This window comes from Spirosoma montaniterrae (assembly GCF_001988955.1).
In the GTDB taxonomy this organism is placed as follows: domain Bacteria; phylum Bacteroidota; class Bacteroidia; order Cytophagales; family Spirosomataceae; genus Spirosoma; species Spirosoma montaniterrae.
On sequence record NZ_CP014263.1, the window covers coordinates 4,318,767 to 4,338,803 of the forward strand.

General features: G+C 53.6%; 18 protein-coding genes. 13 read left to right on the forward strand and 5 right to left on the reverse strand.

Going from position 1 to position 20,037, the window contains the following annotated elements:
• The first annotated feature begins 10 nt into the window (after positions 1 to 10).
• From AWR27_RS18565 to AWR27_RS18610, 10 genes are all read left to right on the forward strand, one after another.
• A complete protein-coding gene (locus tag AWR27_RS18565; protein ID WP_077132576.1) occupies positions 11 to 328 on the forward strand; it encodes a hypothetical protein in 318 nt (105 codons plus the stop codon).
• The gene (locus AWR27_RS18570) at positions 325 to 669 is read left to right on the forward strand and encodes a toxin-antitoxin system TumE family protein (RefSeq protein ID WP_077132577.1); all 345 of its coding nucleotides are present in this window, start codon (positions 325 to 327) and stop codon (positions 667 to 669) included. Before AWR27_RS18565 ends, AWR27_RS18570 begins: the two co-directional genes overlap by 4 nt.
• Before the next feature lie 96 nt (positions 670 to 765).
• Positions 766 to 1,932, forward strand: coding sequence for a glycoside hydrolase family 172 protein (locus AWR27_RS18575; RefSeq protein WP_077132578.1), 1,167 nt, complete (start codon positions 766 to 768; stop codon positions 1,930 to 1,932).
• A gap of 113 nt (positions 1,933 to 2,045) precedes the next feature.
• Positions 2,046 to 2,513, forward strand: a complete 468-nt coding sequence (locus AWR27_RS18580; protein WP_083732908.1) for a lipocalin-like domain-containing protein — start codon at positions 2,046 to 2,048, stop codon at positions 2,511 to 2,513.
• A 233-nt stretch (positions 2,514 to 2,746) separates the two neighbouring features.
• A complete protein-coding gene (locus tag AWR27_RS18585) occupies positions 2,747 to 4,003 on the forward strand; it encodes a pyridoxal phosphate-dependent aminotransferase (protein ID WP_077132580.1) in 1,257 nt (418 codons plus the stop codon).
• Complete coding sequence (locus AWR27_RS18590) at positions 4,000 to 5,562, forward strand: flavin monoamine oxidase family protein (protein ID WP_077132581.1); 1,563 nt, start codon at positions 4,000 to 4,002, stop codon at positions 5,560 to 5,562. The genes AWR27_RS18585 and AWR27_RS18590 overlap by 4 nt, the downstream gene beginning before the upstream one ends.
• A 17-nt stretch (positions 5,563 to 5,579) precedes the next feature.
• Positions 5,580 to 6,575, forward strand: a complete 996-nt coding sequence (locus AWR27_RS18595) for a Hint domain-containing protein (protein ID WP_077132582.1) — start codon at positions 5,580 to 5,582, stop codon at positions 6,573 to 6,575.
• Positions 6,576 to 6,765: 190 nt separating this feature from the next.
• Positions 6,766 to 7,974 carry an acetyl-CoA C-acetyltransferase gene (locus AWR27_RS18600; RefSeq protein ID WP_077132583.1) on the forward strand — a complete coding sequence of 403 codons (1,209 nt, stop codon included), beginning with the start codon at positions 6,766 to 6,768 and terminating at the stop codon, positions 7,972 to 7,974.
• Between the two features lie 68 nt (positions 7,975 to 8,042).
• Positions 8,043 to 8,897 carry a WG repeat-containing protein gene (locus AWR27_RS18605; protein WP_077132584.1) on the forward strand — a complete coding sequence of 285 codons (855 nt, stop codon included), beginning with the start codon at positions 8,043 to 8,045 and terminating at the stop codon, positions 8,895 to 8,897.
• 26 nt (positions 8,898 to 8,923) lie between these two features.
• Entirely contained in the window at positions 8,924 to 11,089 is a 2,166-nt protein-coding gene (locus AWR27_RS18610) for a 3-hydroxyacyl-CoA dehydrogenase NAD-binding domain-containing protein (RefSeq protein ID WP_077132585.1), read from the forward strand.
• An 85-nt stretch (positions 11,090 to 11,174) separates the two neighbouring features.
• Here AWR27_RS18610 and AWR27_RS18615 read toward each other — a convergent pair whose 3' ends face one another.
• From AWR27_RS18615 to AWR27_RS18635, 5 genes are all read right to left on the reverse strand, one after another.
• Complete coding sequence (locus AWR27_RS18615) at positions 11,175 to 13,643, reverse strand: M12 family metallo-peptidase (RefSeq protein WP_077132586.1); 2,469 nt, start codon at positions 13,641 to 13,643, stop codon at positions 11,175 to 11,177.
• Between the two features lie 60 nt (positions 13,644 to 13,703).
• A complete protein-coding gene (locus AWR27_RS18620; RefSeq protein ID WP_077132587.1) occupies positions 13,704 to 14,279 on the reverse strand; it encodes a ribonuclease HII in 576 nt (191 codons plus the stop codon).
• A 108-nt stretch (positions 14,280 to 14,387) separates the two neighbouring features.
• Positions 14,388 to 15,470, reverse strand: coding sequence for a VWA domain-containing protein (locus tag AWR27_RS18625; RefSeq protein WP_077132588.1), 1,083 nt, complete (start codon positions 15,468 to 15,470; stop codon positions 14,388 to 14,390).
• Positions 15,471 to 15,488: 18 nt separating this feature from the next.
• Positions 15,489 to 16,460 carry a hypothetical protein gene (locus AWR27_RS18630; RefSeq protein WP_232325871.1) on the reverse strand — a complete coding sequence of 324 codons (972 nt, stop codon included), beginning with the start codon at positions 16,458 to 16,460 and terminating at the stop codon, positions 15,489 to 15,491.
• A 7-nt stretch (positions 16,461 to 16,467) separates the two neighbouring features.
• Positions 16,468 to 17,328, reverse strand: coding sequence for a DUF58 domain-containing protein (locus tag AWR27_RS18635; RefSeq protein WP_077132589.1), 861 nt, complete (start codon positions 17,326 to 17,328; stop codon positions 16,468 to 16,470).
• A 31-nt stretch (positions 17,329 to 17,359) separates the two neighbouring features.
• On the opposite strand from AWR27_RS18635, the gene AWR27_RS18640 reads away from it, so the two are divergent.
• The 3 genes from AWR27_RS18640 (at position 17,360) to AWR27_RS18650 (ending at position 20,012) form a co-directional block, all read left to right on the forward strand.
• Complete coding sequence (locus AWR27_RS18640; protein WP_232325872.1) at positions 17,360 to 17,788, forward strand: DUF4296 domain-containing protein; 429 nt, start codon at positions 17,360 to 17,362, stop codon at positions 17,786 to 17,788.
• The gene (gene hemG, locus AWR27_RS18645) at positions 17,785 to 19,104 is read left to right on the forward strand and encodes a protoporphyrinogen oxidase (RefSeq protein ID WP_077132590.1); all 1,320 of its coding nucleotides are present in this window, start codon (positions 17,785 to 17,787) and stop codon (positions 19,102 to 19,104) included. The genes AWR27_RS18640 and hemG overlap by 4 nt, the downstream gene beginning before the upstream one ends.
• A gap of 92 nt (positions 19,105 to 19,196) precedes the next feature.
• Complete coding sequence (locus tag AWR27_RS18650; RefSeq protein ID WP_077134074.1) at positions 19,197 to 20,012, forward strand: polyprenol monophosphomannose synthase; 816 nt, start codon at positions 19,197 to 19,199, stop codon at positions 20,010 to 20,012.
• The last annotated feature ends 25 nt before the right edge of the window (positions 20,013 to 20,037 follow it).

Sequence of the window (20,037 nt, forward strand, 5' to 3'; positions counted from 1 at the left end):
GTAGTACGCTATGACTGCCTACGCCAATTTATCGGTTTCCGAAGACATTATCCGAGACCTCGGCTACCAGACTATCGACGATTTTTTACGCATACAGGCTCGTCGTGCGCTTGAGCAGAAAATAAGTTACTATCAAAGCCGGGTCGATTTCTACGAACGGAAGTATGGTATGTCATTCACGGAGTTTCGGCAACGGATACAGAACGCTGCCGATGAAACGCTGGCACCGTTCAGCGTTATTGAAAAAGAGGACGATGATAACGACTGGGACGACGCGCTTGATTTTATAAGAATTTACACCGCCGACCTGCTCCGAATCAGACCATGAATGAGGCTGTAGAGCCATTTAGCTCATTTATTCGGCTGAGTAGGTTTGCTATTGAGCAGGCTGGTCCTAAACGTATCGAGCGTTGTGAACTTGTGTTTATCGACGATACAAGGCTGGTTGGCTATGAATCGCGAATGGGTGCTAAATTTAAATATACTTACCAATGGATGAACAGCGACAATCAGACCTTGTGTCGCTGGGATAACACGCCCCATTTTCCTCAGTTCAATACTTATCCGTTTCACCGTCATGTGGGCATTGACGAGACGGCAGAACCATTCGCTAACGTATCTCTTGCAGATGTAGTGGCGTTTGTTACCCAACAAATTGCAATCTCCTGACTTAGGCTTTATTAGGATAGTGCGACACCCGCCCAGCAAAGGGGTAATCTGCCAGGAACAACTCCTTTTAGCGGAAAAACAAAACCCTTCTCCGCTATGCAACGTCTCGGTTTACTCGTCTGGCTGCTTTTCAGTAGCGGTTGGGCAATGGCCCAGCGCACCAACGTGCCCTTCAACGGGCTGGAAATGAACCTCGGCAACCTGTCGCGGTTGTCGAATGCTAAAACCCGGTCGATTAGTCCCGAAAATTTTACGGGCGAAAAAGGCAAAGGTGGTATGGACGAACCCACCGACACCCGCCCCAACCACGCTAACGCCAAAAACGAAGCCCGCGACCTGGGCCGGGGCTGGAAACTGAACCCATTTATAAAAGTGGCCGCTGGCGAAACCTTTACGCTGGCCGACATCAGCGGGCCGGGAGCCATTCAACAAATCTGGATGACGCCCACCGGCAACTGGCGGTACTCGATCTTAAGGGTTTACTGGGACGACGAAAAAGAGCCATCTATCGAAGTGCCCGTCGGCGACTTTTTCGGGATGGGCTGGGGCGAATATGCGCATCTTAACTCGCTGGCCGTGAGCGTTAATCCGGGTAGCGCGTTCAACTGCTACTGGACCATGCCGTTTCGGAAACGCTGCCGGATCACGCTGCAAAACATTGCCGAGAAAGATGAAATGCGGTTGTATTACCAGATTAATTACACGCTCACCGACGTACCCGACGACGCGGCTTATCTGCACGCGCAGTTTCGGCGCACCAACCCAAATACGTACAAAAAAGACATTACGCTCATCGACGGCATTCGGGGCAAAGGGCATTACGTGGGGGCTTACTTAGCCTGGGGCGTAAACAACAACGGCTGGTGGGGCGAAGGTGAAATCAAGTTTTTCATGGATGGCGATACCGACTTCCCAACCATCAACGGCACCGGCACCGAAGACTATTTCTGCGGGTCGTACAACTTCGACCGGGGTGGGCAGTATGTGCCATTTTCAACGCCGTATGTGGGGCTGCATCAGGTGATTCGGCCCGATGGCACCTACAAATCGCAGCAGCGGTTTGGCATGTACCGCTGGCACATCATGGACCCGGTTCGGTTTGAGAAAGACCTGCGCGTAACCATTCAGGATTTGGGCTGGCGCAGTGGCGGGCGGTATCTGCCCCAACTCTCCGACGTAGCGAGTACCGTATTCTGGTATCAGGCCGAGCCGCACGCGCCCTTTCCGAAACTGCCTGCCAAAGATGAACTGGAAGTGAATTGACCAAAATTAATTTGGCAAACAGTCATACGGGCGTAACGAGATCGAACGTTTTTTGCTAACTTACCAACGCTTAGTTTGTTAACAATCTGATTTACTCTTAAAGTCTTTCTTGTATGAAGCGTTTAGTATACCTATTTAGCCTGCTTGTGGCCCTCACAGCGATGCAGGCTTGTCAAAAAGATGATCCCGAACCTACTCCACCCGTAGTAGGAAGGTGGACGTTGGAACGTGTTCGATTCTCTGGTTATCCCGCCCCATTTACGTCACTAAATGCTGACGAGACTCCAAGCCAATATGGCCTGTCAGGATCATTTTCGATAAAAGCCGATAAAAACTTTGATGAAACATTTGGTGCAAATGGCCGAATTGTTGATTTAAAAGGTTCATGGGAACTGAGCAATAACCAGTTGCAACTGAAATACGATACAGGCGATGATGAAACGTATGAATTAGATACATCGCGCGAACCAGCGAAGTTAATATCAACCGCTATTTCAGCCGTTGACACCCTTCGTAATCCGCAAACGAATGTTGTACAGGCTGTACCTTTCAAATACCAATTTGTGTATTCGAAGCAGTAACAATTAATGTTCCGCTAAATACCCTGACTTGCTCATTTTGTATGGAGTCAGGGTATTTTCATTTACAGTGTATTTTACATAAAGCACTATTTTCAAAATATTATTCTTATCTCAATCTGCTTTTCCGCTATTTATTTCCTATTTTTCGAGAATCAGCCGAATACGAATTAATCGCAACAACCTGTAATTGAAACGTTTAATTTTATCTAAGAAAACACCAAAACACTACAGATATGTCTTCTCAATTCTCCCGTCGCGACTGGTTGCGCGTTAGCGGTTTGCTCACAGCCGGGCTTGGTTCGGGGTTGCGTTTTGCCAAAGCAGCCCCTTCGGTCGGGCGGGGGCAATCCAGCCTGGGGCAATCCAGCCTGGGGCAATCCAGCCTGGGGCAATCCAGCCCGGGGCAATCCGTATTCGTCAATGAATTTGCTACCCTGGCTACCCCGCCCGATCTGCCCAAGCTGCGGGCGCGGCTACTGGCAAACGAAAACCCGCTCGGTATTGCGCCCAGTGCCAAAGAAGCCTTAGTGAAAGCCGCCGAAATCGGCAATCGCTACTGCTGGATGGAGTTTGCCCAACTCAAGCAACTCATCGCCACCGATGAAGGCGTGAAGCCCGAAAATATTATGGTCACGCCCGGCTCGTCGGACGTGCTGATGGCGGCTGCGGCTCACTACGCCAAAAACAGCGACCAAACGCGGCCCGACCGAACGGGACCCGGCATCATTCTGACCAGTGCCATGACCTACGACGACCTCCTGGAACGGGCGTCGGATTTTGGCGCGAAAATCGAGGCCGTGCCAATGACCAAAGACTATAAATACGATCTGAACGCCATCCAGGCGAAACTCACGCCCGATGTTAAGCTCGTTTACATCGTGAACCCTAATAACCCGACCGGCACGGTGGTTCCGGCGGCTGATCTGGAAGCGTTTTGCCGGGCCGTTGCGCCAAAAGTGCCGGTCTTTATCGACGAAGCCTATATCGACTTCTACGAACCTGCCGAGCGGCCCCGGCTGGGTAAGCTCGTATCTGAGGGACTAAACGTGATTCTGGCCCGCACGTTCTCGAAAATTCACGGATTTGCGGGGTTGCGCTTAGGCTACGCCGTTGCCCAACCCGACACACTCAAGTCGCTCCGCCAGTATACCAACGGCGAATTTGCAGTAGGCGTTACGACCATCATGGCCGGCATTGCCAGCTACAAAGACAAAGACTGGCAAAACCACTGCCGCGCCGAAAACGCCAAAGCCCGCACCTACACCACAAAAGCACTGGCCGATATGGGGTACGAGGTCATACCGTCGTCGGCAAATTTTATCCTGTTCCCGATTCGGATGAAAGCCAAATCGTTTAGCAATCAGATGTTTGCCAATGGTATCGGCATTCAGACCCGCGAGTTCAATGGGCAACCTTATTGCCGCGTCAGCGTTGGCACGATGGACGAGATGGCGATGTTTATGGATACGTTCAAGAAAGTTGTTGGATGACCCGTCGTGATTTTATAAACCAAACATCAGCCAGTTATGCGGGCCTGCTGGCGTGGGGATTGCTCCAGCCCGCCCCGGCTTCGGCCCTGAAAGCAGCCGCCAACGGTAGGCGGGAAAATGGTAAACCGCGCACGGTGGTGGTGTTGGGCGCGGGTCTGGCCGGGCTGACAGCCGCCTACGAACTGGGCAAACTCGGCTACGATTGTACGGTGCTGGAGGCCCGCAACCGAACCGGCGGGCGCGTCTGGACCGTTCGGGGCGGCACCTCTGAAACCGAACTCGGCGGCACCCCGCAAACGTGCCGCTTCGAGGAGGGCCATTATTTCAACGGCGGAGCGGCCCGGATTCCGCACCACCACCAGCTTACGCTGCACTACTGCCGCGAGTTGGGCCTACCGCTCCAGATTTTCAACGGCAACAACGAAGCCGGGTTTCTGTACAACGATCAGCCCGATAGCACGGGACCGCTGGCGAACCGGCGGCTACGCATCAAGGAATACCACAACGACATGCGCGGCTACACCGCCGAACTGCTCACCAAATCGCTTGATCAGAGCGCGTTAGATCAGCAGCTCACGAAAGAAGACATCGAGAAACTAATTGATTTTCTGAAGAATGAGGGCGATCTGAACACGGCCCGTCTGTATAAAGGCACCAACCGGCGCGGCTATAAATCCAATCGCGAACCCGGCGCGGGGCAATCGCCCGGCGAACTGACCGACCCCTTCGGCCTGACCGACCTGCTGCGATCAGGCTTTTCGCAGCCCGTGTTCTATAACGTTGGTGATTACATCTACGAACAACAAACCACGCTGCTACAACCCGTGGGCGGTATGGACGCTATTCCGAAGGCATTCGAGAAGAAATTAGCCGGTAAAATTCAGTTCAATGCGCCCGTTACCGAGTTGCGGAAGACCGAAAATGGCGTTCGGGTGGTGTATCAGAAAAACGGCAAACCAACCGAATTGAGTGCCGATTTCTGCGTTTGCACACTGCCGCTGCCCATGCTCAAAAACCTCGACTCCGACCTGTCGGGGGCGGTGAAGCGGGCGGCTGACTTTGTACCGTACATCAAAACCGGCAAAATCGGGCTGCAATTTAAACGGCGGTTCTGGGAAGAAGACGACTGGATTTATGGCGGCATTTCGCGTACCAACATGGACATCAACCAGATTTGGTATCCGTCGTTCGGATTTCAGGGTAGCAAGGGCGTACTGATTGGCTATTACAATTTTTATGGCCGGGCCGAAGCTGTGGGTGCCTTACCCGTGGCCGAGCGGGAGAAACTGGCTCTGGAGCAGGGCCGTAAAATTCACCCGCAGTATGCCACCGAGTTTGAGAACTCGTTTTCGCTGGCCTGGCACCGGATTCCCTACAGCGGGGGCGGCTGGGCTACCTATGACGACGCGATACGCAAAAAACACTACCCTGCTCTGCTGGAACCCGATGGGAACATCTATTTGGCAGGCGAGCATACTACTTACCTCACCGCCTGGATGGCTGGGGCGTTCACGTCGGCCCGGCGGGCTGTTGAGGCCATAACGGCGCGGGTGGGCTAATCAATAAACATACAACCATGAAAAACAACGTACTCTCCTTTCTGTTCTTCATTGCCTGCGCCATAGCAACGCAAACCATCAGCCAGCGCGTTTGGGCGCAGTCGTCGCCGGGTAGCATGACCCTCGATCAGCTTAAAGCGGTGAAAGCCATTAAAATTGCCAACCTCGACAAAGACACCTATCTGAAATCGGGCGGGTTTATTTTGGACCGTTACGAAGAACGCCCCGCCTACGTATTTGCCTACAGCGACGGCATTACACGCAAGATTTACCTCTACAAAGTGTATGCCGCCGACGATACCAAAGACCTCGGCCTGCTGGCAATCTACAAAAACGAAAAATCGGGCGAAGTAAAGCCGTTCGTGGTGCCGGGAGCCTCGGCAGACCGCAAAGCCTGGGACGCCTACATCGATGATTTAAAATATGTGGGTGAAAAAGAACCCGGTCTGATGTCGGCCCTGACGTTCGTACTGTCGCGCGAGATGGCGAACCTGCTGGCGGGCGGCACGGGCAAAACTGACGAGGGCGGTGCAAAGAAAAAAGAAGAATATAACTTCTGTTTCGCGTCCGACGCGCCCATTACAATGGCCGACGGCACCGCCAAAGCTATTGCCAATGTAAAAACGGGCGACGTTGTGCTGGGCTACAATCCACAAACAAAAACCGTTACGCCTACCCGCGTTACCCGCATCGATACGCACACGGGCCAATTTGCGCTAACGGGCGTGTGGCTTGTTCCAGCCAACGCGCTCACCGCCGACATACGCCAGATTCAAACCCGGCCAACGCTATTTGAGGCTACGCCCAACCACCCGGTGCTGACCAACACGGGCCGCAAACCACTCGGCGAGGTAAAAGCAGGCGAGTTGCTTTACCAGATCGAAAACGGGCAGTCCATGGCGTATCGCGTTGCTGGCGTCGACAAAGTAACACGCTGTGTAGAAACGGTTTATAATCTGGCAACAGAATCGGGCGCGTATGTCGTGCATGGCGCGGTTGTATTAGACAAGTAAACGCAGGCATTTTTCACCGGCACGATGAAGTCCTCGCGCCAGAACGCCCCGGTCAACTGACCGGGGCGTTCTGGTTTATGCTAAACTTTTTGTAGAATTAACCCAAATCGATTGCCCAATCTAAAGCAATCCCGTACTTTTGTTCGACTAAAAACAGTATGCACGCATACTACTTTTTCAGAGAGAAGCTATGGCAGAAGCCTTCATTTATGACGCCGTTCGTACACCACGCGGGCGGGGCAAGAGCGACGGATCGCTCCACGATATTCAGCCGATTACGCTGCTAACCAGCGTATTAAGCAAACTCCGCGACCGCAACCAACTCGACACGTCGCTGGTCGATGACGTGATTATGGGCTGCGTGACGCCCATCGGTGAACAGGGTGCCGACATTGCCCGCACTGCCGCTCTCGAAGCCGGTTACGCCGAAACCGTAGCAGGCGTTCAGTTGAACCGCTTCTGCTCGTCGGGGCTGGAAGCCATCAACATGGCCGGGGCCTACGTGATGTCGGGGCAGGTCGATGCCATTGTGGCGGGGGGTGTCGAAAGCATGTCGCGGGTGCCGATGGGCAGCGATGGCGGGGCTATTTTCATGAATCCGCAGATTGTGGCCCGCCATAACATTGTTCCGCAGGGCATTTCTGCCGACCTGATTGCCACCAAATACGGCTACTCGCGCAACGACGTCGACGCGTTTGCGGCTGAGTCGTACCGCCGGGCCGAAGCCGCACAGGCCGACAACCGGTTTCATAAAACCTTAGTGCCGATGAAAGACGACATCGGCATTACCGTACTCGACCGCGACGAGGGCGTTCGGCCCGGCACCACCGCCGAGAGTTTAGGGAAGTTGAAACCCGCTTTTGAGATGATGGGGCAGATGGGTCTCGATGCGCTGGCGTTGCTGAAATATGCCAGTTTCGATAAAATCAATCACGTTCACCACGCAGGCAACTCATCGCAGATTGTTGACGGTGCGGCTGGTGTATTGATTGGCTCGAAGGAATTTGGCGAGAAAACCGGATTGAAGCCCCGTGCCCGCATCAAAGCCTTTGCCATTGTCGGCTCTGAGCCAACCATTATGCTCACCGGCCCCATTCCGGCCACGCACAAAGTGCTGAAACGGGCGGGTATGAGCGTTAAAGACATCGATTTATTTGAGGTGAACGAAGCCTTTGCTGCCGTGCCGATGCTGTTCATGGATGAGTTTGGCGTTGACCACGGTCAACTGAACGTCAATGGCGGGTCTATTGCGCTGGGCCACCCGCTGGGTGCTACCGGAGCCATTATCTCGGCAACCCTGATTGACGAACTCGAACGTAGCGGCAAACAGTTTGGTTTATCGACCCTATGCATTGGGGGAGGTATGGGCATTGCCACGATTTTTGAGCGCGTGAACTGATACACGATGCTGGCCGACGCACAGCGACGATTGGAAAACATCGGCTTGACCATAAATCGTAAAACAAGATGGGTCGAATCATCCTGTATCTGATTGGTGCTGCGGGTGTTGTGTTCGTGATAGGCGTTGGCTATCTGATGTACATAACACAGAAAAGCGTTGTGCCGGAAAATGCCGAAGAAACCAATTACGACGAAACGGGGCTGGTGGTCAACGGCTTTGCCATCCTGACCAAACGCCACCCGAACGACCTCTGGGGAAACGGACAAAATCGCTACGGCTTTGTCGACGCCCGTTGCAACCGAATCACCTTTGTCAAGTACCAATCCGTGCGCAACTTTGATGAGGGTGGACTGGCCTTCGTGCGTGGCACAAACGGGCTTTGCGGATTCATCGACACCACCGGGCGTGAAATAATTCCGCTTATTTACGCCAACGCTGCGGCTTTTATCGACGGGCTGTGTTTGGTACAAAAGGGTCAGAAAGGTGTGTTCGCTGTTGGTTTCATTGACCGACAGGGGCGCGAAGCGGGGCCATTCACGTACACGAAATTTGGCGATTTAGGCGGACACTATTACGCCGTAGGTCGTGGCCCCATAAACCAGGAAAAGTGGGGCTACGTCGATACAAAAGGCCGCGAAGTTATTCCGCTACAGTTCGATGAAGCCTCGCCGTTTCGGGATGGCTACGCGGTAGTGGGCAAGCTCGACCCCGAACGGCACCTTATGTTTCGGGGGTTGATCGACAGCACCGGGCGGGTGGTTTTCCCGTTTCTGTACACAGGCATCGGCCCCTATGACCCTCAAACCGGCCTTTGGGACATAATTAAACCTTACGAAGAAAACGGGCAGTGGCATTCTATGAAAGGCAGAGCAAATAGTCGGCACGAGTTTGTGGAACCACTGACCAAAATACCCGACTGACCAAATCAACAAAAGAATTTTCTATCATGGCAATTCACTATGCTGTCAGCGATTCCGTCGCTGTTATTACGTGGGAAATGACGTCGTCGCCGATGAACGTGCTGAACGACGAATCGATCCCGCAGTTTGAAGAAGCTCTTCAGAAAGCTTATGCCGACGAGTCGGTGAAAGGCATTATCGTTACCTCGGCCAAACCGGAGTTCGTGGCCGGAGCCGACTTGAAAATGATTCTGCGCAACAACGATAAAGACCCCACCGAAATGCTGACGGTGTCGTCGGAGTTGAACCGGGTGTTTCGGAGCATCGAAACGAGCGGCAAACCTGCCGTGGCCGCCATCAACGGCACGGCCCTCGGCGGTGGCTACGAAATCTGTCTGGCCTGCCATCACCGCATTGCTTTAAATAATCCGAAGACCCAAATCGGGCTGGTCGAAGTAACCATCGGTCTGTTGCCCGGCGCGGGCGGTACGCAGCGACTGCCGCGTATGATTGGCATTCAGGCCGCGCTGCCGCTCATTGTGGAAGGCAAAAAAGTGGGCGTTCAGGAAGCCAAAAATCTCGGCATGATCGACGACATCGCCGACACACCCGAACAGCTACTGGAAAAGGCCCGCGCCTGGATTGCGGCCAACCCGAAGCCCGTAAAACCGTGGGACGAAATTGACCGCAAGACGGGTAAAATTGTTGGCAAAGACAATTTCAAGGTGCCGGGCGGGAACATTCAAAGTCCGGTTGGCGCACAAACCTTCGCGGCTGGCACGGCCATGCTGATGGACAAAACCAAAGGCAACTACCCCGCCCCGCTCGAAATCATGGCCTGCGTCTATGAAGGCTTGCAGGTGAATATCGACCGGGCGTTGGTGATCGAAGCACGGCATTTCGTGAAAGTGGCTACCTCAAAAGTAGCGAAAGCCCTGATTGGCACCATGTTTTTGGGCATGAACGAAGCCAACAAAGGAGCAAGCCGCCCGAAAGACGTGCCGAAAACCGATGTAAAGAAGGTCGGGATTCTGGGCGCGGGCATGATGGGCGCGGGCATTGCCTACGTATCGGCGCAGGCGGGCATCGAAGTTGTGCTGAAAGACGTGTCGGTCGAAGCGGCTGAACGCGGTAAAGACTACTCGCGCAACCTCCTGAAAAAAGGTGTCGAACGCGGCAAAGTCGACCCGCTGAAAGTAGACGGCGTACTGAATCTGATCAAAGCCACCGACAAGTACGCCGACATGCAGGGCTGCGACCTGATTATCGAAGCCGTTTTCGAGAAGCAGGAACTGAAAGCGCAAGTCACGAAAGAAGCCGAACCGATGTTGGCAACCGGGGGCAATCCAGCCGGGGGCGTATTTGGCTCCAACACGTCTACGCTGCCTATTTCGGGACTGGCGCAGGCGTCGGCCAATCCGCAAAACTTTATCGGCATCCACTTCTTCTCACCCGTCGATAAGATGATGCTGGTCGAAATCATCATGGGTCAGCAAACGAGCGATTACGCCCTGGCGGTTGCCATCGACTATACCCGCAAAATCAGGAAAACGCCCATTGTGGTTAACGACAGCCGGGGCTTTTACACGTCGCGCTGCTTTGGCACCTACACTGCCGAGGGCATGGAACTGCTGAACGATGGCGTATCGCCGGTGCTGATTGAGAATGCGGGAAAAGCTGCCGGTATGCCCGTTGGCCCGCTGGCCGTACACGACGAGGTGGCCCTTGATTTAAGCCTGAAAGTGATGACCGAATCCATCAAAGCCGGTGCGCTCTCTGCCGATGAACCGACGTATCGAATGGTACAGAAGATGAATGAGTTAGGTCGTGTTGGCAAAAAAGCGAAAGCCGGTTTTTACGAGTATCCCGATGGCGGACAGAAGGTTATCTGGCCCGGTCTCGCCGAACTTTACCCGGTTGCCGACGAGCAGCCGGGTTTGGAGGAAGTAAAAACGCGGTTGCTGTATCGGCAGGCCATTGAAGCCGTGCGCTGTTTTGAAGAGGGCGTCGTTCGCACGAAGTTAGATGGCGACCTCGGTTCGATTCTGGCGTGGGGTTTCCCGGCCTACACCGGCGGGGCACTGTCGTTCGTTGATTTCGTCGGCGTCGAAACCTTCGTACAAACCCTCGACCGGCTGGCCGACACCTACGGCGAGCGTTTCCGGCCTACCGAGAAGTTGCGCGAACGAGCAGGCATGCAGGAAGTCGTGTAATCAGTGATTTTTTTGTGACAATGCCGGACATTCATTATTGACATGTCCGGCATTGTTGTTGTTGAGATGTAGCTCGTTTATTGACTTATCGAGGTGGTATAAGTAGACTTCCAACCGTGCTGCCAAATCGGAGCCGGGCGTTGAAGAGGTAGTTTACGCTCCCTAATAGGCGTAACGATTGAGCTTCTGCCGTAATGTTAGCAGGTATGGTAACGATATGGCCGGCCTGGATTGTTACGGGTGACAGCACATCAGGAACCCGATTACACGACCAGATGGCGGGGTTTGTCCAGCTACCCGATTGCCGCGATACAGTGTTGGGCGATACGACTATTACGCTCGTTTGGCTGGATGAGCAGCCATTTTGTGTGCAGGTCGCCGTATAGGTTGTTGTTTGGGTAGGGGCTACCACAATCGAACTGCCGCTACTGCCCGACGACCAGGCCACTGTACCGGGGCAGTTTGTGACAGTCAGTGATGTACTTTGCTGACAGCTTATTGCCGTTGATGATGCAATAATTGTGGGCGTTGGCGGGCAACCACCATCGATAAAAACCTGATAATCTTCCGTTTCGCCATAATCAAGCGTACCGCATGGGTCGGTAACGGGCAACCAGAATTGATTCCGAATCCGCATTCGGCGCGTTACCCCGGCGGGTGCGCCAGCAGGCAGCGAGAACGTAGCCACAATGGGCGTTGTAAACTGCTGCGTAGTGGCATATACCCGCTCGCTCAGGTCAAAAATATAATCCTGATTCAGATCGATCCAGACCGAAACCTGTTGCCCGTTGAAATAGCCCAGAAAGTCAATAGCGAGCGTGTTGCTCGATGTACGCGAGACGCTGCCTACCGGCGATGAGAAATAGGTGAAATAAATGGGCGAACAGCCAGTATTATTGCTCAACGCCGTCCCGCTCAACACAACCCGATTGATGCCAATACCAAACGAACATCCGTTATTGCTGTATGTTGGCGTGCAGTAAACAGGTTGCCCGGTCGTAAACGTAGCTTCTGCCGAATAACCGCTGGAACACTCACCCGTTACACGCCAGGCATACGCAGTGCTGGGCTGCAACCCGGTAAACGAATACTCCTGCCCAACTACCGGCCCAACGGTTGTCCAGGTAGCGGTAGCCACAGGCCGGTATTGCAGCGTGAAAGTAGTACTGCCGGCATTCGATTGCCAGTACACCTTCGCCGTTGTGGGCTGAACGTTTCGGAAAGCCAGATTCGTTGGCAGACCAGTAGCCGTACTAACACAGGTGCTGGCCGACACTCGGTTGCGGAGCAGATTGCCGGGAAGCGGGCCAAATGCGTTAGCGAAATTGATGCCGACGAATGTCGTGTGGCAATAACTCATCATAGTCCCCCCGTTGGTTGGCGACGGTCCGGGCTGGCAATTGCCTTCGGGCTGGGCGCAGTTGTCGATAGGGCCACCCGGCCATAGGCAACTATGCGTGTGGGGCGAACCGAAATTATGGCCTAATTCGTGGGCCAGTACGTTAACCTCCCACGAGTAGTTAACCAGATCGACATACTGCACCTGCATGTTTGCGTTGACGCCGTATTTGAGCGAAGGCACGCATAACACATCGATATACGCCCGCCCGCCATCTAACTGACGCGTCGATAGCAACTGTGAAAGCTGGCTACTGATGCCCGGCGGTGGATTCGTATTCTGGTAGTTAGTAAACGTAATGAGCAAATCGTTCGTATTGATCCGACTTGCATACGGGTCGGTGGTTGTCCAGACCTTGATACCGGCTAAGCTAATGGCAATATTTTCGCGGTTGTAGATAGTAGCCACCTGATTGAAAAGGCTGGTGATGTAATTGGTTGTGGCAACAACGCTCGATCCGTTCGCGATGTACATCTGATAATCGGCCTCCAGATAAATGGCAACTACCTTACAATCAATAGCCTGGGGTGCTACCGAATTCTGCAACTCAACAGGCGTTTTGGAGTCTTCCGTCTGGCAGATGAACGGACGTTGGCTGGCAAGCGTATTGTCGTAGAAAAACAGGTAGTTATCTGGGGATTTCGGCAATTGGCTAAGTACCCGGTTGCCCGTTTCGTCGGCCACGAAGCCGCTCAGTACGCCATCAACGATACTGACCGAGGCCAGCGAGTTGGCCTTATTTTTGATAAACCCCTGATAGAATACGCCCCGATTCATAGGAGCCTGCTGCGTACCGGCATCTGTGCCAATCAACAGTGCGAAATCGGGGGCAAACAGGTTTACGGGTACTAATTCAAGATCGATAGGGCCATTTATTGCCGGAATCGATAGCGCAAGCAGGGCGGGGCGTTCGCTGACAATTTGAGACAGTGCGCGGCTGTCGATACGAAGCGATACGGGCGGCTGACCCGCTTTAAATTGAGCCGCACTGTAGTTAACTGCATTCGACACGCTAAACAGGTCGATTGTCTGCGGGCTGTTGGCAGACCGTGCCGCATCAAGCTGTTGGCGCAGCCGATTTCCGGTTGTATTCTGAGCAAGTACCGGAATAGCACAGAACAGAAATACTATTGTACTTATATAGAATTTATACATATATTATTTTTATTAATTTGCCAAATTTAAACTATCCTGTTAAATTATTCATGGCGTTAATCACATCAGCCGAAAACTCATGCGGTGATACTTGGTCGGGCCGAACTGCCGAATGGCGTTGCGATGGGCGGGCGTTGGATAGCCCACATTCTGCGCCCAGCCGTAGGCCGGAAACTCAGCACCCAGCCGTTCCATCAGGTCGTCGCGGTAGGTTTTGGCAAGAACAGAAGCCGCTGCAATCGAGAGGTAGTGGGCGTCGCCTTTCACGATGCAGGTATGCGAAATCATCGGGTACGGTACAAACCGATTGCCATCGACCAGCAGGTGTTCGGGCCGGGTGGTGAGCGCGTCGACGGCGCGGTGCATTGCCAGAAAGCTGGCTTTCAGAATGTTGATTTTATCGATGTCTTCGTGCGAAACTTCGGCCACGGCCCAGGCCAGCGCGTCGCGTTCAATGTCGATGCGGAGCGTTTCGCGTTGAGCGCGGGTTAACTGTTTGGAGTCGTTTAGGACGGGGTGGCGGTAATTGCGTGGCAAAATCACCGCAGCCGCTACTACCGGCCCGGCCAGACAACCCCGCCCTACCTCGTCAAGTCCCGCTTCGAGGACATCGGCATTATAAAACGATTTCAGCATACGTGTTAAAGAGGAACACAGATTGAACGGATGATACGGATTCACACGGATAGATTACAGCTAAAATCCGTGTGAATCCGTAACATCCGTTCAATCCGTGTTCCATCATCAATCTTCCAGCACATTGCCGAAGATGGTAATTTTAAGGAACAGCGCAAAGAGCAGAAAGGCGATTCCCCAGTACATATACACCCGGTAATAATCCTGTACGTCTTCATAAACCTGCACCCGTACCGGGGCTTTTTCGAGCCGATTGATCTGCGCAAACACAGCCCGAAGCCGCCGGGCATCGGTAGCGCGAAAAAAACTGCCGTTACCGATACCGGCAATTGTTTTCAAAACGCCTTCATCGACTGTGGTAGCTGTCGAATCAGAACGAACGGGCCGACCAACGGCAATGGTATATAGCCGGATACCAAATGCCTTTGCCAGCCGGGCGGCTGTAACGGGGTCGAGGTTTCCGGCAGTGTTATCGCCATCGCTAAGGAGAATAATTACTTTACTCCGGGTTTCAGCAAACTGATAATCAACCTGTTGCGTGGCAGTATCTTCAGACGATTCAGACTGGTTTCGCATTCGGTTAATACAACGGGCGAGCGCATCGCCAATAGCTGTTCCCGACGTGCGAATCATCTGATCGTTCAAATCGCCCAGATATTGCTTCACCAAGTCATAATCGGTGGTGAGCGGGCAGAGTGAGAAAGCCTCACCAGCAAAAATGACTAACCCAATCCGATCATCTTTACGACCATTTACGAACGACTGTGCCACACGCCGGGCCACAGCCAGCCGGGTAGGTGGCAAATCGGTTTCGGTCATCGACGCCGATACGTCTATTGCCAGCATAATATCGATGCCTTCCGATTGTTCATCGCGTCGTTCACGCACAAGTTGCGGGCGGGCCAGTGACACCAGCAACAGGCTTACGCCGGTAAAAACAGCCACCGGAAGCAAATACCGAAGTTTACTTACAAGCGAAAAAGCCGTCTGAAGCCAGTCGGCCCGGCCCGATGCCGCAGCGAGTGGCCCCAGCGACACATTTAGCCGTTGCTGGTTTTTGCGACCTATGTAGTGGCGTAACACAAACAACAACAGCACCGCCGGAATAAACCACAACACACTTGGGTTGGCAAACCGAAAGGCGTGCCATTGCGGTGGGCTAAACCAGTGAAGCGAATACCAGGGCTGCATAATTGCTAAAAATTGGTTTCAGGCCGGTTCAGTTTGAGGTTGCGTTCGCCGATGTTGCAAAACAGCCCGACGACGGCGGTAGGCCACGGTGGCAATATCGCTCAAAACGCGCAGAGCCGACTGCGAGTGTTCCGTAAACACTCCGCCGTAAATCATACGGTCGGCCTCGCGCAGCGCGTTCGTAACGCGTTCATCATTGATACGCTCGGCTATTTCGGGAGTGGTTAGCGACATATAAGGCTGTTTATCAAGCCGCTCAAGGTATTTTTTCCAAAGAACGATGGCGTCGTTGGCAATGTCTGATGCGGTATCTGCGGTAAGGTTTCGGCTAAGTCGATTATAGGTTTTTATAAATCGGATATGCCGCCGATTAAGCCGGTAGAGTCGCCACTGTCGGGCAACAATGCGCCCCAGCAATCCATAGGCCAGCAGAGCCAATGCGCTCAGCCCGGCTATGACAAATACCAGAACGGGGTAATTGAACTGTTGACGAAGCGGAACCAGCGTTGTATTAGCCGCCAGCGTTTGCGCTACCGGCCCGGTTGTTAATTTTGAATGCAGGAAAACCGTGTCGACAGGCGCGTACACGTCTGTGCAATCCGTCGAGCCAATGAGCCGTATTGGGACCTGCAACGTTTGCAGCGAATCGGTTTCAAACGACAACAGCGTATACACAGCACTATCCCGGCTGATTGCCGTTGGGCCGCTGCCAGTAGTTTGCGTGGCATATACGTCAACGGCTCTTACCAGATAGGGCGCAAACTGCCGGGCCGTGTCGGGAAACAGCACATCGACATTAGGCGCGTGACGATACGTCAGCGAATACCTGAACGGCCTTCCGATCTCGATGCTGTCGGTCAGAAACTTGCCAACGGGCTGCGCGTGGGTAGTGAAAAATGAAAAATGAAAAATGAAAAATGAAAGCAGTGCAACGATACGCTGCCCTACTAACGTATCGGTAACACTATGAAGCCATTTTTCACTTTTCATTTTTCACTTATTTTCTCACCCGGAATAATTCTACGAGTTTTGGGACAAAATCTTCCTGTGCATCGAGGGCGAGGTAATTGGCGTTGTATTGGCGGCATAGGCGTTCGAGTCGGGTTTGATTCTGCCGGAAGGTGTCGTGCAGGCGGGTTCTGAACGCAGGCGACGAGGTATTGACCCAGACGGTACGATTCATTTCGGTGTCATGAACCGGAATAATGCCCAGCCGTGGCAGGCTCACTTCGCGCTGATCGTAGAGATGCAACACCACCAGATCGTGTTTTTTTGCCAACGCTTTCAGGTTGTGCTCGTAATGCTGATCGATGAAATCAGACAGCAAAATTACGACACTCCGGCGTTTGAGGGCGTTGAGGGTAAACAGAATAGCTTCCGACAGATTGGTTCGGATCGACTCCGGTTGTAGTCGATACAGGCTCATAATCAGTTGATACCCTGTTTTCATGCCATTAGCCGGTTTGATGTACCGCTCTTTCTGGTCCGAAAAACAATACAGCCCAACGTGGCTGGCCTCGCGAATGGCCGACAGGGCCAATGTACCGCAGATTTCTTTGGTCGCATCCAGTTTGTGCCGGTGGCGCGGACCTACCTGCTGCGACGCACTCACGTCGACCAAAAAGAATACGGTCTGGTCTTTTTCTTCGCGAAAAACCTTCACGAACGTACCATGTCCCTTCGACGATACGTTCCAGTCGATAGCCCGAATGTCGTCGCCATACTGATACGTGCGCAGGTCGGCAAATTCCAGACCGGACCCTTTGAACACCGAACGAAACGAGCCACGTATCTGCGAGTTAACAGCCTTTCGGATGCGAATATCAAAGTTTCGGAGCCGGGCTATGAATTCATTCATACCGAACGAGCGTTAGGTTATTTTAACGAAGATGCCCGAACTTTGCGGACTTTCGCAGCCTTACAAAGGTAACAAGTTCGACACGTCGAACCAGCTTTACTACCCTATGCAACGAATACTGACACTCTTTCTGGTATGGGTTACGATGGCCTGCTCGCCCCCCAACGATGATCGGCCCGATAATCTTATACCCGCCGACCAGATGGCCCGGATTCTGACCGAAATACATATGGCCGAAAGCCGTATTAGCCGACTGAGCCTGGCATCGACCGATTCGGCCAATATGGCGTATAAGCACCTGGAAAAGAAGATATTTACCAAGTTCAAGGTCGACACGGCAGCCTATACCAACAGCTATGTTTATTACTCGTCGCACCCGCGCGAGATGGAAGCCATTTACAAGCGAGTGACAGACAATCTGAAAAAGAAAATAGATACCAAAAAGCCCGCTCGTTCATGAGAATCGGCATTATTGGTGCAGGCATTTCGGGCCTGACTTTAGCATTTGAGCTTCAGCAACGCGGCATTCCTTACCAGATTTGGGAAGCATCTGACCAAGCCGGCGGCTACATTCGCTCCCGGCGCGACGGGCCGTACCTGCGCGAACTCGGCCCCAACTCGCTGCTGGGCGACGCCGATTTACTGGCCTGGCTCGACGGTCTGAGCCTGACGCCCGAACTGGTGTTTGCCAATCCGGTCAGCAAGGCGCGGTTTATTTTCCGAAATGGGCAGTATCGCGCCCTGCCCTCCGGTCCGCCGTCGCTGCTGTTCGGCAATTTTTTTAGCTGGAAAACCAAATGGGCCATGTTTCGTGAGCCTGCTAACCGCACCACGTCGCCCCCCGGCGAAACCCTGGCCGCTTTTTTCCGACGCCGGTTTACTGACGAAATCGTTGACTACGCACTCGGCCCGTTTGTGGCAGGCATCTACGCAGGCGACCCCGAGCATCTGCTGGTTTCGGAAACGTTCCCGCTTCTGTTAGCATACGAACGCGAGTATGGCTCGGTGCTGCGCGGACTGATAAAGAACCAGTCGGCAACCGGTCGGCGGCAGTCGTTCAGTTTCCGGGAAGGCATGCAAACGCTACCCAACGCACTGACTGCCAGGCTCGAAAATTTATCGCTCAAGACACCCATTACCGAAATTGAGCGCGTTGGCAACGGTTGGCGGGTTCAGAGCGTACAGGGAATTGAAACCGTTGACCGGCTTGTGCTGGCCGTTGGCACCGACGCAGCCGCCCGGCTTGTGGCCCCGCACACACCCGGCCTGACCGATGCGCTGCACGGCGTTTCGTATCCGCCTATGACAGCCGTGCATTCGGCCTACAAACGCGCCGACGTGCAGCACCCGCTCAACGGCTTTGGTGGATTGAATCCGCACGTTGAAGGTCGTTTCTGCGCCGGACACATCTGGAGCAGTTCGATTTTTTCGGGCCGCTGCCCCGCCGATGAAGTGCTGTTCACGACTTTTGTGGGCGGAACCCAATCAGCCCGCAACGCCCAGCAGCCCGATGAGATACTGCTGGCTAACGTTCATCGCGAACTGGCCGAAAGTTTCGGTATTCGGGCCAATGCGCCAACGTTCCGGGCAGTTTATCGCTGGGAACGGGCTATTCCACAATACGATGAAGCTATCGTAGCGGTGAAGCATCAGGTCGACGCCCTGGCCGGGCAGAACCTGTTCGTTTGCGCCAACTGGTACGGGGGCGTCTCGTTGGCCGATTGCATTGGTAAGGGCAGGCGGCTGGCCGAAGCGTTGTCGCAACCAATTGATTAAGAATTTTTAATGATTTTCCTGCACAAAAAACAGGTTTTTTGCTGTTCTTGTAGGAGGAGGTCAAAACCGAATAGCAACCCGCTCAATTGCCCGTGAAAGAACGCCTTGTTGTCATACCCACCTACAACGAAATCGAAAACATCGAAGCCATCATTCGTAAGGTGTTCAGTTTGCCCGAACCGTTCGACATTCTGATTGTGGATGATGGTTCGCCCGATGGCACGGCACGGCGCGTTCGCGATTTGCAGGACGAGTTTCCGGCCAACGGCCCGTCGCGCCGGCTGAACCTGCTCGAACGGCGCGGTAAGCTGGGCTTAGGCACGGCTTATATCGACGGGTTTAAATGGGCTCTCTCACGCGGTTATCAGTACCTCTTCGAGATGGACGCCGACTTCTCGCACAACCCCGACGACCTGATTCGGCTCTATCACGCCTGCGCCGACGACGAATCGAACCGGGCTGGTGCACCCCGCGCCGACGTGGCCGTTGGGTCGCGGTATATCAAGGGCGTAAACGTGGTCAACTGGCCTATGGGCCGGGTACTGATGTCATACTTTGCGGGCGTTTATGTGCGCTTTGTCACGGGTATGAACATCATGGACCCCACGGCGGGTTTTGTTTGCTACCGGGCTGATGTACTGGAAGTTATCCTGCACAACCCGATTAAGTTCGTGGGCTATGCATTCCAGATCGAGATGAAGTTTACATGCTGGAAATACGGCTTCCGCATTACCGAAGTACCCATCATCTTCACCGACCGAACGAAGGGCGTCTCGAAAATGTCGTCCAAGATTTTCAAGGAAGCGGTGTTTGGCGTATTGCAAATGAAAATCAGCAGCTTTTTCCGCCATTACATCCCCCGCCGGGAAGAAGCAGTCAAAGCAGAAGAGCCGGTCGATGCGGTGTAGCTGATTTCAACGTCTATCATATTGC